General features: G+C 31.7%; 10 protein-coding genes and 1 tRNA gene. 7 read left to right on the forward strand and 4 right to left on the reverse strand.

Features of this window, described 5'->3' with window-relative positions; translation table 11 throughout:
• The first annotated feature begins 65 nt into the window (after positions 1–65).
• The 6 genes from ACFQ0S_RS09425 (at position 66) to ACFQ0S_RS09450 (ending at position 8,554) form a co-directional block, all read left to right on the forward strand.
• Positions 66–1,028, forward strand: coding sequence for a lysylphosphatidylglycerol synthase transmembrane domain-containing protein (locus tag ACFQ0S_RS09425; RefSeq protein WP_379758539.1), 963 nt, complete (start codon positions 66–68; stop codon positions 1,026–1,028).
• 55 nt (positions 1,029–1,083) lie between these two features.
• Positions 1,084–2,304 (forward strand): alpha/beta hydrolase, encoded by a 1,221-nt coding sequence (locus ACFQ0S_RS09430; RefSeq protein ID WP_379758541.1) that lies wholly within the window; start codon positions 1,084–1,086, stop codon positions 2,302–2,304.
• A gap of 122 nt (positions 2,305–2,426) precedes the next feature.
• Complete coding sequence (locus ACFQ0S_RS09435; protein ID WP_379758544.1) at positions 2,427–3,569, forward strand: alpha/beta hydrolase; 1,143 nt, start codon at positions 2,427–2,429, stop codon at positions 3,567–3,569.
• An 8-nt stretch (positions 3,570–3,577) separates the two neighbouring features.
• Positions 3,578–4,939, forward strand: coding sequence for a DNA repair protein RadA (gene radA, locus ACFQ0S_RS09440; protein ID WP_379758547.1), 1,362 nt, complete (start codon positions 3,578–3,580; stop codon positions 4,937–4,939).
• A gap of 28 nt (positions 4,940–4,967) precedes the next feature.
• Complete coding sequence (locus tag ACFQ0S_RS09445) at positions 4,968–6,923, forward strand: transglycosylase domain-containing protein (protein ID WP_379758550.1); 1,956 nt, start codon at positions 4,968–4,970, stop codon at positions 6,921–6,923.
• A gap of 11 nt (positions 6,924–6,934) precedes the next feature.
• The gene (locus ACFQ0S_RS09450; protein ID WP_379758553.1) at positions 6,935–8,554 is read left to right on the forward strand and encodes a DUF4139 domain-containing protein; all 1,620 of its coding nucleotides are present in this window, start codon (positions 6,935–6,937) and stop codon (positions 8,552–8,554) included.
• Between the two features lie 468 nt (positions 8,555–9,022).
• Here the strand turns inward: ACFQ0S_RS09450 and ACFQ0S_RS09455 are convergent.
• From ACFQ0S_RS09455 to trxA, 3 genes are all read right to left on the reverse strand, one after another.
• Positions 9,023–9,096 (reverse strand) — tRNA-Asp (locus ACFQ0S_RS09455).
• A gap of 86 nt (positions 9,097–9,182) precedes the next feature.
• Positions 9,183–10,109 (reverse strand): DUF58 domain-containing protein, encoded by a 927-nt coding sequence (locus ACFQ0S_RS09460; RefSeq protein WP_379758556.1) that lies wholly within the window; start codon positions 10,107–10,109, stop codon positions 9,183–9,185.
• Positions 10,110–10,218: 109 nt separating this feature from the next.
• Positions 10,219–10,536, reverse strand: a complete 318-nt coding sequence (gene trxA, locus ACFQ0S_RS09465; protein WP_379758559.1) for a thioredoxin — start codon at positions 10,534–10,536, stop codon at positions 10,219–10,221.
• 269 nt (positions 10,537–10,805) lie between these two features.
• Between trxA and ACFQ0S_RS09470 the strand changes: the two genes are divergently transcribed.
• Positions 10,806–11,795, forward strand: a complete 990-nt coding sequence (locus ACFQ0S_RS09470) for a hypothetical protein (protein WP_379758562.1) — start codon at positions 10,806–10,808, stop codon at positions 11,793–11,795.
• Between the two features lie 175 nt (positions 11,796–11,970).
• On the opposite strand, the gene dnaE is transcribed toward ACFQ0S_RS09470, so the two are convergent.
• A complete protein-coding gene (dnaE, locus tag ACFQ0S_RS09475; RefSeq protein ID WP_379758565.1) occupies positions 11,971–16,518 on the reverse strand; it encodes a DNA polymerase III subunit alpha in 4,548 nt (1,515 codons plus the stop codon).
• Positions 16,519–17,105: the final 587 nt, after the last annotated feature.

The raw sequence follows: 17,105 nt of genomic DNA on the forward strand, positions 1-17,105 counted from the left end.
TGCTCCAATAATTTTTGGAAGCAAGCGTTTTCTGCTTTTTGAACTATAGAAAAAATACAACTCGATTGAAAAAACATATTAGCAAATGGCTCTCCATTTTACTTCCTGTTTTATTAGGCATTTTCTTAATTATCTATACCTACGAAAAGTTTACAGCCGAACAAATTCTTGAAATAAAAGGCTATTTTAAAAATGCTGATTATTCCTATATATATATTGGCTTGGTTATGGCTTTTTTAGGTAATGCCTCGAGAGCTTATAGATGGAAGTTTGCACTAGAGCATATGGGGTACTCAACCTCATTTTACAATAATTTTATAGCTGTAAACATTGGATATTTACTAAATTTAACTGTTCCGAAATCAGGTGAAATTTCAAGAGCAGTTATCTTAAAAAAATATGAAAATGTACCGTTTGACAAAGGTTTTGGGTCTATAGTTGCAGAAAGAATTATAGACATGATTGTTTTGCTTTTCTTTGTAATTGTAGCTGTTTTTTTGCAGTTTGACATTGTAAAAACATTTATAATTGATAAAATTCCACTAAAAAAATTATTGTTTTTAATTGTACTCGTTGTTTTATTTTTCGTTGTTTTATTACGAACTTATATATACTCGAAGAAAAAATGGGTTCTAAAATTAAAAGAAAAAGTTTCTGGTTTAAAAGAAGGTTTTGTAAGTATTCTTCATATTAAAAAGAAATGGTCTTATTTTTTTCATACTTCATTTATCTGGTTCTCTTATTTGTTTACATTCTATATTACTCTTTTTGTAATTCCGCAAACCAGTAATCTATCTATTGGCGCAATTATGACTGCTTTTGTTGTTGGAAGTGTAGCAATATCTTTTACAAACAGTGGTTTAGGATCATATCCCTTTTTAATCTCTAAAATTTTACTTTTTTATTCTATTCCTGAAACTGCAGGAAATGCTTTTGGCTGGATTGTATGGAGTTCTCAAATGCTTTTGGTTTTAATACTTGGTCTTTTATCATTTTTATTTTTACCAATTTTAAATAGAAATAAATAATTGTTTACATTAGTAAACTATTTTAATTTTATTACAAAGAAATACTACTAACTAAATGAAAAAAATATTTTTATTTCTCATTTTCATTACTGCCTCTAAGGTTCTATCTCAAAAAACCACAGAAATGATTGCCTCTTCAAAACTTAATGAAGAAAGAGAAATTACTATTGGACTCCCACTTTATTACGATAAAACTCCAGAAAAAAAATATCCTTTATTGATTTTACTCGATGGTGATTATTTATTTGACCCGTTTCAAGGAGCGCTAAATTATGGTGCGTATTGGGATGACTTGCCAGAAGTTATTATAGTTGGCATCAGTCAAAACAAAAACAATGAACGTGAATTAGATTGCGCTACTGATAACGCTAATGGGCTGCCCATTGATAAAGGCGAGAAATTTTACGAATTTATTGGTTTAGAATTAATTCCATACATTCAAAAAAAATATAGAACTTCTTCTTTCAGAATTATTGCCGGTCATGATATTACAGCCGGTTTTCTAAATTCTTATCTTTATAAAGACCAACCCCTTTTTAATGCTTATATTTCATTAAGCCCAGAACTAAAGTCAGGTATGGCAGAACAAATTCCTGAACGGCTAGCATTTCTTGAACAACAAATTTTTTATTATCAATCTACATCAGATGGAGATATAAAAAAAGAACAAAAAAAAATTAGAGATTTAGACCAATTAGCTAAAGCCATCAAAAAACCAAACTTAAATTACAAATTTGATGATTTTAAAGAATCCAATCATTATTCTTTAGTTTTAAAATCTATCCCAAATGCGCTCTATCAAATTTTTGATGCTTATAAACCTATTTCAAGTTCAGAATTTTTAGATAAAATAGTTGTGCTACAGTCAGGATACGTAGACTATTTAAGCAATAAATACGATGCATTAGAAAAAACATTAAATATAAAAATGCCTATACGCATCAATGATTTTAAAGCCATTGAAGCGGCAATTCTTAAAAACAAAGCCTATGCCGAGTTTCAAACTTTATCAGAATTAGCCAAAAAAAACTATCCAAAAACAATGCTTAGTGATTATCATTTAGCAATGATGTATGAAAAAACAGACGATTTAAAAAAAGCTGCTAAAGCTTATATAAACGCTTTTCAAAAAGACGAAATTGGAAGCTTAACAAAAAACATGATGTTTGATAAATCAGAAGAATTAAAAAGCTTAATCCCTAGTAAAGATGCTAAAATTGTCGAACAAACGGAACCAATTATCGAACAACCTACAGAAGAAAAAAAGGCCGAGTAGTAGTAACTAATTAAAAAAAAACGTAACATGATTCGTTTTTTTTATTAACATAAAATAAAATGAATTTTTTTATTATCTTGCTAATCATTTTTAAGTCATAAAAATAGACCATTCTATAAAGTATGAGAAAATTATTTTTACTCCTCTTTCTGATTTATTCTGCCAGTAATTTCGGTCAAGTAACTAAAATAATGTACCCTTCTTTGAAACTAAACGGAGAAAGAGAAATTACTATAGGATTGCCTAAAAATTACGATAAAAACCCAGAGAAAAAATATCCATTAGTTATTATACTCGACGGCGATTATTTGTTTGACCCTTTCCTTGGCGCATTGAGATACGGTGCTTATTGGGATGATTTGCCAGAGACCATTACTGTTGGAATTAGTCAAAATAAAAATAATGAACGAGAATCCGACAGTACTTACGGAGAAAATACTGGCCTCCCTATTGATCAAGGAAGTGCTTTTTTTGAGTTTATTGGGCAGGAATTAATTCCCTATATTCAAGAAAAATATCGACTTGCTCCTTTTAAAATTATTGCGGGTCATGACACCACGGCTGGTTTCTTAAATTTTTATCTTTATAAAGATGTACCATTATTTGATGGTTACATTTCTATGAGTCCCATTCTTGCTAAAGGAATGATAAATGAAATCCCGAAAAGACTTGCTGTTATTCAAAAACCTATTTTTTATTACTTATCAACGGCTGATGGTGACATAAAAAAAATGCAAACCAATATTAGAGAACTAGATAGTGTAGTCAGTACTGTTTCAAATTCAAAATTAAACTATAAATTTAATAATTTTAAAGGCGAAAACCATTATTCTATGGTTTCAATATCCATTCCTAAAGCCTTAAGTTCTTTCTTTTACACGTATAGTCCAATTTCAATAAAAGAATTTTTAGAAGTTATTGTAAAACTTCCTGATGGTCATGTTGATTACTTGGTTAATAAATATGAAAATATTAAAAAAACTTTGAGTATTAATATGCCTATCCGAATTAACGATTATAGGGCAATTGAAGCTGCTATTTTAAAAAATAAAACTTATGATGAATTTAAAGATTTATCAGATTTGGCCAAAAGAGATTACCCAAAATCCATGTTGAGCGATTTCTACTTAGCACTAATGTATGAAAAGAAAGGGGAATTTAAAAAGGCCTCTAAATTATACCAAGGAGCTTATCTCAAAGAAGAAATAAGAGATTTAACCACACAAATTATGTTAGATAAAGCAGATGAACTTAAGAATCAGTAAAATCTAAAATGTCTAAAGTAAAAACTTCTTTTTTTTGTCAAAATTGCGGAGCCCAATACGCCAAATGGCAAGGACAATGTAATTCCTGTAAAGAATGGAATACAATAGCCGAAGAAATCATTCAAAAGGAAGAAAAGTCAATTTGGAAATCGGGCAACTCAGAAACCAAAAAAGCTTCAAAACCATTAAAAATTAATGAAATCGATTCCGCTCAAGAAATCCGAATGGATACTTGTGATGGCGAATTAAATCGTGTTCTAGGTGGCGGAATAGTTCCGGGATCTCTAATTCTTTTAGGCGGTGAACCCGGAATAGGAAAAAGCACCCTATTGCTTCAAATTTCTCTTAAATTACCATACAAAACCTTATATGTTTCTGGAGAAGAAAGCCAGAAGCAAATAAAAATGCGGGCGGAACGAATTACATCAAAAACCGACAATTGTTACATTCTTACGGAAACTAAAACACAAAATATTTTTAGACAAATAGAAGCGATTGAACCTGAAATTGTCATCATCGACTCTATTCAAACCTTACATACCGAATATATAGAAGCATCCCCTGGAAGTATTTCTCAAATAAGAGAAACTACTGCTGAACTAATAAAATTTGCGAAAGAAACCAATATTCCTGTTATATTAATCGGTCACATTACTAAAGACGGAAATATTGCTGGCCCAAAAATTTTAGAGCACATGGTTGATACCGTTTTGCAATTTGAAGGCGATAGGAATCATGTGTATCGCATTTTACGGTCCTTAAAAAATCGTTTTGGTTCTACTTCTGAATTAGGAATTTATGAAATGCTAGGAAGTGGTTTAAGAGAAGTTTCGAACCCTTCCGAAATCTTGATTTCGCATAAAGATGTAACACTTTCAGGTACTGCTATTGCTTCAACATTAGAAGGCATGCGACCCTTAATGATAGAAATTCAAGCATTAGTAAGTACGGCAGTATACGGAACTCCACAACGAAGCACAACAGGTTATAATGCTAAAAGGCTGAATATGATTTTGGCAGTTCTTGAAAAACGTGCTGGTTTTAGATTGGGAACTAAAGATGTCTTCTTGAACATTACTGGAGGAATTTCTATTGATGACCCTGCGATTGACTTGGCTGTGGTTGCCGCTATTTTGTCCTCAAACGAGGATATTCCAATAGGAGAAGGGTATTGTTTTGCTGGTGAAGTTGGGCTTTCTGGCGAAATTCGCCCTGTGAATCGTGTGGACCAACGCATTCAAGAAGCGGAGAAATTAGGATTTTCGACCATTTTTGTATCTAAGTACAATAAGATTTCATTAAAAAATACGTTTATAAAAATACGATTGGTTTCTAAAATTGAAGATGTAGCAAGTGAATTGTTTGGGTAAATCAAACTAATTGAATTAAATAAAATACATGAGAACTAGAAAACAAAAGATATTCCTAATCACTAAAATCGTTAGCATATTTTTTGCATTAGTTATTGCAGGTCTTTTTGTTTTTCGTGATGCCATTTTGCAAAAAGCCATTGTTCAGATTACGCATAAATTGGATCGGGATTATAATAGCTCCTTTTCAGTAAAAAAAGCGAATTTTATAGGCATTTCTGGAGTAGAAATGGAAAACGTTTTGTTAGTTCCAAAAAAAGCGGACACCCTTTTTAACATTGAAAATCTTAAGACAAAAATTAACTTTTGGCGTTTACTTACCGGAACCATTCAAATAGAAAAATTAGAAGCCAAAAATGGTTTTTTGCAATTAGTAAAAAATAAAAATGGTCGAAATTTCGAAGCTTTTTTGTCTAAAAACAAAGACACCGTTGATACTGGCAAAAAAACCAATTATGCTAAACTAGCCTATAAATTACTAAATAGAGCTTTAAACTTAGTACCTACTGACATGCATTTAGAAAACCTTTCCTTGAGGATGAATGATATGGGTAAAAAAGCAACGGTAAGGCTCAATAAATTAAACCTAATTGACAAAAACCTTGAGTCGTCAATCCTTGTTCAAACCAATACTTTTAATCAAAACTGGAGCATAAAAGGGTTTGCCGATCCTAGAAAAAAACAAACCGATATTCGTTTCTTTAATATAGATACCGGAAAAATAAAAGTGCCCTATTTTGATGAGCGGTATAATATAAAAGCTAGTTTTGATTCTATTCGATTCAAAGTTACAAATATGGATATGGATAGTGGAGAATTACATCTAGATGGGTTTACATCTATTTCAAATTTTACCGTCAACCATCCTAAAATTGCCAATAAAGATGTTGTAATTAAAAATGCAAATTTCAACTATAACTTACTATTTGGAGAAAATTTTATAGCGATTGACAGCAGTTCTACTGTAGAATTGAATAAGATAAAATTCAACCCATATGTTTCTTACAACAATGAAACAGATAAAATTTACACCTTAAAAATCGATATTCCAAAAATGAAGGCTCAAGATTTTATTACTTCATTACCCGATGGTCTTTTTACTCATTTTGAAGGAATGGAAGCCACTGGGAATTTCATTTACAATCTGAATTTTGTATTTAACAAAAACAAACCCAACACTATTGTTTTTGACAGCAAATTAGATAAGGAGAATTTAAAAATTACAAAATATGGCGAAGCCAATCTGAACAAACTTAACGGAGAATTCATTTATCGCGCCATCATTAAAAACGTATTGCAAAGGCCTATTTTAGTGGGTCAAGCCAATCCAAACTATACACCATTAAATGCAATTTCGCCTTATTTAAGAAAATCAGTACTCACCACCGAAGACCCTTCTTTCTTTTCGCACAAAGGATTTATTACAGAAGCGTTCAGACAATCGATTGTGAAAAACATTCGAACGAAGAAATTTTCTAGAGGAGGCAGTACCATTAGTATGCAATTGATAAAAAATGCTTTTTTAACTCGCGAAAAAACATTGTCTCGAAAACTAGAAGAAATTTTACTCGTTTATATTCTCGAAAACAATAGAATTGTAAGTAAAGAGCGCATGCTAGAAGTGTATTTTAATATTATTGAATGGGGGCCAAATGTATATGGCATTGGTGAAGCGTCTCAGTTCTATTTCGAAAAAACACCCGATCAATTAACCTTAAACGAATGTTTGTTTTTGGCTACTATTATTCCGAGTCCTCGAAATTTCATGTACCAATTCAATTCAGAAGGCAATTTAAAATCGTTTGCTGTTAACAAGGAAAAATATCTGAAAAATATTATGATGCGTCGCGGAATTATAATTCCTGACGACACCATCAATCAAATGCCTATTTATGTTTCTGGCAGAGCCAATTCGTTTATTAAAACCGAAGTAAAAGATACCATACAAATTGATTCTACTTCTATTGAAGAATTTTCATTTTAAAATATAAACTCATGAAAACATCAGTTTTTTCTTTACTTGTACTCCTTTTTATTTCTAATTTTGCTTTTGCTCAAAAATCTATTTTTACTTCGGCAAGAGTTAGAGCTGCAACCGTATATTTTAATTCTGTTGAACTTTCTCAATCTGCGCAAGTATTTTTGCCAAAAGGCACTAGCGAAATTGTAGTAAAAAATGTAGCCGATTATTTAAATGAAAATACAGTTCAAATTGGTGCTCCTTCAAATATAACTGTACTTTCTGTGCAGTTTACCAATAATTACATTTCAGAATATGAAATAAACGAAAACAATCCAGCAATAAAAAAAGTACGTGACAGCATTAATTTGGTAAAAAAGGAAATACAAAGGGTAGAAAATGAACGAGATTCAGATGTAAAAGCCATCGAATTATTAGACAAAAATCAGCAAATTTCTGGTCTGAATTCTGGGTTGAATGTAACTGAATTAATGAAAATGGTTGATTACTACAAACTCAAACGAACCGAGGTAAGTAATGCTTTTGACGCTTTAGACGAGAAGACAATTAAACTTAATGAGCTTTTGGTAAAATTAAATGCTAGGCTTGAAGTTAATACTAAAAATGAAGAGAAAACTTCAAAAGGAAAATTGATTCTTCAAGTAATGAATGAGGTTGCTGGAACTGTTGATTTAGATGTCAATTACATCTCAGATGCTGCCTCTTGGAATCCTTTTTATGATTTGCGATCCAACAGCATTTTAGAACCTATTAACATGATGTATAAAGCTCAAGTAGTTCAAAATACTGGAATTGATTGGAAAAAAGTAAAGTTAACTTTGTCTAGCGGCAATCCGAATCAGAACAATCAAGCACCTATTTTAAATGCATGGTGGTTGCAATTCAGTATTCAAAAACAATATGAGTACAAGCAAAAAAGTGTGAGTAATCAAATACAAAGTAGTGCTCCTAGAATTGCTTTAGGCGAAGAAACTGTTATGAACGATTTGTCTTCCGTTTCCAATTATACAACCGTTTCAGAAAATCAACTTAATATTTCCTTCGATATTGATATTCCTTATGATATTTTATCTAATGGAAAAGCGCATAGTGTAGCTTTAAAAGAAATAAAATTACCTGCAACCTACAAATATTACGCCGCACCAAGAGTCGAAAAAGAAGCTTTTTTATTAGCTGAAATAAAAGACTATTCTAAATACAATTTACTTCAAGGCGAAGCCAATATTATTTTTGAAGGTATGTATGTTGGTAAAACATTTATCAATCCCAATCAAACTTCAGATACATTAAATTTGAGTATGGGAAGAGACAAAAAAATTAGTATAAAAAGAGAAAAGGTAGTCGATAAATCAGGAACCAAATTTCTATCTTCAAAAAAAGAGCAAACTTTTACATTCGATATTACAGTTAGAAACAACAAAAAAGAAGCCGTTCAAATGTTGTTAAAAGACCAATATCCGTTAAGTCTTGATAAAGAAATTGAAGTTGAATTGCAAGAAAGTAACTCAGCTAAAATAAATACCGAAACTGGAATTATAACTTGGGATTTAGATTTAAAACCCAATGAAACCAAGAAAATTCGTTTGAGTTACAAGGTCAAGTATCCCAAAGACAAAAGTATTGGGAATTTGTAATGTGTTAAAAAGGATGGTTTGATTTGTAATAAAAAAGAGTATACAAAATTAAATATCCAAACCTATAAAGACCTCTGGTTATTTGGGTTAAAGAAAATGAAATTGTTATTGAAATTATTTTAAATCAGTTTGATAGGTTGCCCAATACTACTGGGGAATTTTATAAATGTTAATGGTAAGTTTAAATATTTTTCATAAATAAATAGCAGTTGATTCACATGAAATCATTTAAAGGAAAATCGGAAAGTGTTTTTATGATTCAAATCTTGAAGGCTTTAACTTGTAATAAATTTAAAAAAAAACTCCTTAAATCAAAAAAGCTCTCCACAAAAGTGGACAGCTTTTCATTGGTCTAACTACTAAACCTGCTACGGGTTACAAAGCCGTAGCGAAAACAACACAACTACTTTAAATACTATTTTTGGGCAAAAAAGGTTTTCATCTCTGAAAACCTTTTCCCAATTTTAGCGGTCTGGACGGGACTCGAACCCGCGACCCCGTGCGTGACAGGCACGTATTCTAACCAACTGAACTACCAAACCTCTGCTTAATTGCGGTTGCAAATATACTATAGATTTTTAGATTTGCAAACCTTTCGGTGAAAAATATTTTTTTAATTTTTTGACTATTAACCAAAGCTTTGTTTTTCAATCAAGTATGTTGTTAATATTTTTTCAAAGTTAGCTCCAACATTTACAGGAACATACTTTATTTTGTTTTGAGCACAAGTCAGAGAAATTTTCCTAAAATAGTCTTCAGCTTGTTTTTCATAAGATTCTTTAATAGTGTCGGCAAAAATGTTTACTTCATCACCTGTTTCTACATCAATAAATTTTCTTGGGGCATTATCAAAATCAAAATTCAGTTCAGTTTTATTATCAATGACGTGGAACAATACTACTTTATGCTTGTTGTGTTTTAAATGCTGTAGCGCATTGAATAAAGTTTCTTCTTTTTCAGATTGAAACATATCTGTAAAAAGTACTATCAACGAACGGCGATGCATTTTTTCGGCAATTTGATGTAAAAATGTTATAGTGTCTGTACTTTTTGTAGCTGTAGTATTTTCTAAAAGATTTTCTAAAGTGTTCAATAGCATTCTATGATGACGATCACTTCCTTTTTCTGGAGCATAATATTCATAATTATTAGAAAAAACACTTAGTCCAACGGCATCGCGTTGTTTTTTTAGTAGATTCATTAGTACTGCCGAAGCCAAAACAGAAAATCCAATCTTACTTTCATAAAAAGGTTGTTCTTTTTTTAGTTTTGGATAATGCATTGATGAGGAATTATCGATAATCAAGTGACAGCGCAAATTGGTTTCTTCTTCATAACGTTTGGTATAAAGACGATCTGTTTTGGCAAATAATTTCCAATCCATGTGTTTGGTGCTTTCTCCTGAATTGTATACTTTATGCTCAGCAAATTCAGCCGAAAAACCATGAAAAGGACTTTTGTGCATACCTGAAATAAAGCCTTCCACTACTTGATTAGCAAGTAATTCTAAGTGTTGAAAACTGGAAATCTTTTCCTGTTGTGATTCAATGTTCATAACTCAAATATACTAAAAGATTCAATGTGAGGTTATTTGAAAAATCATTTTTATAAGAAAAGGTTTGACTCTCGCCAAACCTTTCTGTTTAATATATTTAGATTGCTAGTTATAACAATGCGTCTAAGCTATCTGCATAAGTTTGTTTCGGAGCAACTCCTACTTGGCGACCAACCACTTCTCCGTTTTGGAAAACTAGAACCGTTGGAATATTTCTAACACCATATTTTGCCGCAAACTCTTGATTGGCATCAACATCTACTTTACCAATTACTGCTTTTCCTGCATATTCTTCGCTAATTTCATCAATGATTGGGCCTACCATTCTACAAGGACCGCACCACGCTGCCCAAAAGTCGACCATTACTGGTTTGTCTGATTTTAATACCACTTCTTCAAAAGTCGCATCTGTTATTGCTAATGCCATTTTAATTTCTTTTAATAATTGAAATACAAATTTACGGCTTTATTTGTAATGAAATTCATTTCTGAAATTAGATTTAGTTATGAATGTATTATCAATACTTATTTTTAAAAAAATCAACATTTTAGCACAAATACGATACTCTAGGTAGGGTTTTCTTTTTCATTACTGTTACATTTTTTTTAAATATTAAATGTTTTTAATTATGATTTTTAAAATAATTAAGAAAAAAATTATAAATTTGATTTCTAAATTTTTTAAATGCCTCACATATGTCAATTAAACAAATCCTAACTTCATTAACATTTGTTGCTTTATTATTTTCTTGTTCAGATGAAATAAATACCACAACAACCGAAAAAAGCAGTAGAGCTATTAAACGTTTGTCCATATCAACAACTCCAAAAAAATTCCTTTTTGACGCTATAAAAGCTGAAACTGCTGGAAATGCGGATTGGGTAATTTCTGAAAACAGTAGCGGAACACCGTTACGTTATCCAAATCCAGACCAGCTCACCGTAACACCAACTACGCTTGAAACGTATTGGCGGGGAGGATTATCTTCTTGGGGAATTGCATTGGTAAAAGAAGGGCACTATGTTGAATCTATTGTCTCTGGAGGTTCTATAACTTATGGTAATACTTCTAATGCTCAAGATTTATCTAAGTTTGATGTTTTTGTTGTTGATGAACCAAATATATTATTTACATCTGCAGAAAAAACAGCTATTCTAAATTTTGTTAAAAATGGAGGTGGTTTGTTTATGATTGCTAATCATAATGGTTCTGATAGAAATAACGACGGAAGAGATTCAGCGGCAATTTGGAATGATTTAATGACAAACAATTCTGTTAAATCTAATCCATTTGGATTGACAGTAGAATTAGTCAATTTTTCTCAAACAACTACCAACATTTTGAGTGATGCTACAAATACTATTTTGAATGGTGCACAGGGACCGGTTACAAAATTAAAATTTAGTGCGGGTTCTTCTATCAAACTAACACCAACAGCAAATGCTGCTGTTAAAGGGATGATTTGGAAAACTGGATTAGCAAAAACTAGTACATCTGGTGTGATGTGTGCGTCATCAACTTTTTTCAATGGAAGAGTAGTTTTAGTGACAGATAGTTCACCAGCTGATGATGGCACAGGAAATACAACTGATGTATTGTATAATGGCTGGTCTGATGCGACTGTTGCTGATAGTCACTCCAGATTGCATTTAAACGCATCTTATTGGTTAGCTAAATTACAATAAATTATTTTTTCATGGGAGTTCTATTCTAAATTTAATCTCTTTAGGTTTAATTCCTTGAAGCTCTGCTCCGATTTTTTGACACAGATTTCACAAATTAACACAGATTTTTCTGTGCAAATTTGTGAAATCTGTGTTTTTTAATACCTCTGGTGCTCTGCCCCGAGGTAGTTTATTACTAATTCAATTTAAAATTAACTTGCATCTTTTCTAAATTCTGTAACAGTTCATTAGAAATTTTTATCTTTAACTTTCTGCTTGGCATAGAAAGTCTTGTTACAACTATATTCTCCTCTATAATATTAGAAACATTTGTTTGGATTACTTGATCTTCAATTTCTTGTTCAAAATCTAAATCATCAATGTCAATTTCAGAATTATCTAAAACAATAGTTTCTATTTGTATTGTAGGGGCTTCTAATTCTTTCTTATTTTTTTCCACTTCTAAAACTTCAAAGGTTACTTGGTGGTCTCCTTTATTAGCTTGAAAGATTTTCTCTAAATTTTCAATTAAATTTAGTTTCAAATCATTTATATTTAATTGTATCGCAATTTTTTTAGCAAAAGTAGGTAAAACATCGGCTAATAATTTGGCGTCTTGAAACGTAATTCTTGGATCTGATTTTTTACCAGTTTCTCTATTGACCCATCCGTCTTTTATATTTACTTTAAAATAAATAAATTGATTGTTTACTAAAAAATGCCGAAATTTTAAATACTCTTCATCAAAAATTCTAAACTCGTGACTTTCGTCATAGCCTTCTAAAGTAAACACTGCCCAATCTTTTCCGTTTTTTCCAGTACGGTATTGTACATTGGTTACTATTCCTGCAAAAGTTAGGTTTTTACCCACTAATGTTTCTATATTTTTTAAATTTGACAATCTCACATTACAAAAATATTTCATCTCAAATTTATAATCATCCAGTGGATGTCCAGAAATGTAAATCCCAACTACTTCTTTTTCTTTGGCTAATTTCTCCATGGTACTCCAATCTTCGCAAGGAGGAACGATAGGTTCAGCAATTTGAACATCGCTGCTTTCGCCGAACAAACTTACTTGCGAGGAGTTTTCGTTTTCTTGAAACTTGGCGCCATACCGTATGGCTTTTTCATAAAATGTAATTCCGTCACCATCGTCATGAAAGTATTGGGCACGTGTGGTTCCTATAAATGAGTCAAATCCGCCAGCTAAAGCTAAATTTTCTAAAGCTTTTTTATTCGCAGCACGTAAGTCAATACGTTTAGTTAAATCAAAAATAGATTTGTATTTGCTTTCTTTTCTGTTTTCAACAATGGTTTCAACAGCGCCCATTCCAACACCTTTTACAGCTCCAATCCCGAACCGAACGGCATAATCATCATTTACGGTAAATTTATAGAAGCTTTCATTTACATCAGGACCTAAAACTTTTAATCCCATTCGCTTGCATTCTTCCATAAAGAACGAAACTTGTTTAATATCACTCATATTATTTGACAAAACTGCTGCCATATATTCTGCGGGATAATTTGCTTTTAAATAGGCTGTTTGATAGGCAATCCAAGCATAACAAGTAGAATGTGATTTGTTGAAAGCATATTCGGCAAAGGCTTCCCAGTCTTTCCAAATTTTTTCTAATTTTTCTTCAGAATGTCCTTTTGACGCCGCTTGCGATATGAATTTGGGCTTCATTTTATCTAAAACGTCGCGTTGTTTTTTTCCCATGGCTTTTCGCAAAACATCGGCATCGCCTTTAGAAAAATCGGCCAGTTTTTGCGACAAAAGCATTACTTGTTCTTGATATACGGTAATTCCGTAGGTGTCTTTTAGTAATTCTTCGCAAGCTTCTAAATCATATTCTATAGGTTCTTCGCCGTTTTTTCTTTTAATAAAACTAGGAATATACGCAATTGGCCCTGGACGATACAAAGCATTCATGGCAATCAAATCATTGAAAACTGTTGGCTTCAATTCTTTCATGTATTTTTGCATTCCTGCACTTTCATACTGAAAAATACCAACTGTTTCACCACGTTGAAAAAGCTCATAGGTTTTTACATCATCAATAGGAAATTCGTCAGGATTAAGGTCTATATTGCTTCTATATTTTACAAGCTTAACTGTATCTTTAATTAAGGTTAAGGTTTTCAAACCCAAAAAATCCATTTTTAATAGTCCTGCACTTTCAACGACAGAGTTGTCAAATTGAGTTACATATAAATCAGAATCCTTTGCTGTTGCTACAGGAACAAAATTGGTAATATCGCTAGGGGTAATAATTACGCCACAAGCATGAATCCCTGTATTTCTTAAATTTCCTTCTAGGATTTGTGCTTGTTGTATGGTTTCACTTCCTAAGTCATCTTCTTTAGATAATGCTATTAATTCTTTTATTTTTTCGAAATCTTCTGGACGAAGAATTTTCTTGATCTCGCCTTCTGCCTCTCTTAAAAACCGTGATAAACTCCATTTGGATGGAATTAAATTCGGAATTAATTTTGCAATTTTATCAGCTTCAAACAACGGCAAATCTAAAACTCTTGCTGTATCTCGAATAGCTGATTTAGCAGCCATAGTCCCGTAAGTAATAATTTGTGCTACTTGTTTGGAACCGTACTTTTGAATTACATAATCCATAACTTTACTTCGACCTTCATCATCAAAATCGATATCAATATCAGGAAGAGAAACTCTATCTGGATTTAAAAATCTTTCAAAAAGTAAATTATACAATAATGGGTCAATATTGGTAATTCCTAAACAATATGCTACAACTGAACCGGCTGCAGAACCACGACCTGGACCAACAGAAACGCCCATTTTACGTGCTTCAGCTATAAAATCCTGAACAATTAAAAAATACCCAGGATAACCCGAATTTTGAATAGTGAGTAATTCAAAATCTATTCGCTCTTTAATTTCCTCTGTGATTTCTTTATAGCGTTTGTTGGCGCCTAAATAGGTAAGATGTTTTAAATAGTTATTTTCTCCGCGAACACCACCATCTGTTTTGTCTTGTTCAATTTCAAATGCAGCAGGAATTTCAAACTTGGGAAGTAAAACTTCACGTGCCAAGTTGTAAATTTCTATTTTATCAACAATCTCTGAAATATTCGAAATTGCTTCGGGTAAATTGTAGAAAAGTTGTTTCATTTCATCGCCACTCTTGAAATAGTATTCCTGATTAGGCAACCCATACCGATAGCCTCGACCTCGTCCTATTGGGGTGGTTTGTTTTTCGCCATCACGAACACATAGCAAAATATCGTGAGCATTGGCATTGTCTTTTTCGATGTAAAATGTATTATTGGTGGCTACAATCTTAACATCGTGTTTTTTTGCTAATGAAATCAAGCCTTCATTAACACGGTTTTCGTCTTCTTGATTGTGACGCATGACTTCAATATAAAAATCATCGCCAAATTGTTGTTTCCACCAAAGGAGTGCTTCTTCAGCTTGATTTTCTCCTAAATTTAAAATTTTACTTGGAATTTCTCCGTAAAGATTTCCCGATAAAACAATAATATCTTCTTTGTATTCTTCTATTAAATTTTTATCAATACGAGGAACGTAATAAAACCCATCAGTATGCGCAAGCGATGACATTTTAGCTAAATTATGATACCCTTTTTTGGTTTTCGCTAAAAACACAATTTGATAGCCGTTGTCTTTTCGGGATTTATCTTTATGGTCTTCACAAACAAAAAATTCACAACCAACTATAGGTTTTATTAAAACTTCTGTTGGAAGTTCGCCATTATCTATAGCCGATTTGTTTTTTGATTCGGCAGTTTTATTATGATTGATAATGTCGCGAACAAAATGAAAAGCACCCATTAAATTAGCATGGTCGGTAATGGCAACAGCAGACATTTTTTGTTGAGCAGCAGCTTTTACAAGTGATGCTACACTTATTGTTGATTGCAAAACAGAGAATTGAGTATGATTGTGTAAATGCACAAAATCAGTATCAATGAGTATTTGTTTGTTTTCGGAAAGTTCTTTTTTAGAAATAGGCGCTACAACCTTATCTCCTAGTTGCTGACGAATTTTTTCAGATGCTTCTTTTAGATTAATGTGTTTTAATCCTATAAGCTGAATTTGTTTTGGGTTCTTTAATTGAAAATCTTCGAAATATTCCTGTTCAACTTCAAGTTCTTTTTTGGTAAAAACTTCTGTACGAATTAATTCAAAAAAGCATCGTGTCGTTGCTTCGACATCGGCAGTGGCGTTGTGGGCTTCCGCAAATGGTTTGTTAAAAAGGTATTGATGTAATTCTGTTAAAGTTGGTAGTTTGAATTTTCCACCACGACCTCCAGGTAATTTCAAAAGGGATGCAGTTGTTTCTGTACAGGTATCTAAAATAGGCATTTCACTCATCGGACTTTCAATACCCAATCGATAAAATTCGCAACCCATGATATTGATGTCAAAACCTAAATTTTGACCAACAATAAATTTAGTTTTTGATAGAGCATTATTGAATTTTTCTAAAACATCAGCTAGTGTGATTCCTTCAGCATCAGCTAATTCTGTTGATATTCCGTGTATCCGTTCGGCATCATAAGGAATATTAAAACCTTCGGGCTTTACCAAATAATCCTGATGCTCTATGAGCTTCCCCATTTCGTCATGCAGTTGCCAAGCAATTTGTATGCAACGTGGCCAATTGTTTATATCTGTAATTGGAGCGTCCCATCGCTTTGGCAAACCTGTAGTTTCGGTATCGAATATTAAATACATAATTGAAAATGAAGAATTTGCAAATTAAATTATTCGCAATTGTTGAAAATCAAATTTAGATTTTTTTAAGTGAAAACCACCTAGAAGTTATTAACAAAAAACTACAAATTACTACAAACTTACCTTAGCTTTTAGGTTTGCTGTTTTATAAAATAATACAAATTTTATTATTTTGGATGTCGTAGTATTTTATTCTATTACATCCGCTTGAAACGTGATTTATTTTACATGTTAATGAATGTTGAAATGTTGTTTGACTATATGTTTTAATGGCTGGTAATTATTAATTTTCAACCTATTTTAGTGCTTTGTTAAATTATTTTTTATTATTTATTGATATTGTTGAAAAAATAATATCAAATTAACAACTATTTTAAATCCTTTTAATAGCTTAATGTAGCAATTAATATTGGTCTACAAGCCAAATAAAACGAATTTGAAATCATCTGAATAAGAAAAAGATGGCGTTGTACAAAGTAAATAAAGTTTGGTTATCGTATAAATTTAAATATTAAAATTGATTACTCTATTTCTTTTTTTAAATTTGTAGCTATTTTTATAAACATAGAAAATTAAATTCTATTTAA

The sequence above is a fragment of the Flavobacterium myungsuense genome, assembly GCF_042677265.1.
In the GTDB taxonomy this organism is placed as follows: Bacteria; Bacteroidota; Bacteroidia; order Flavobacteriales; family Flavobacteriaceae; genus Flavobacterium; species Flavobacterium myungsuense.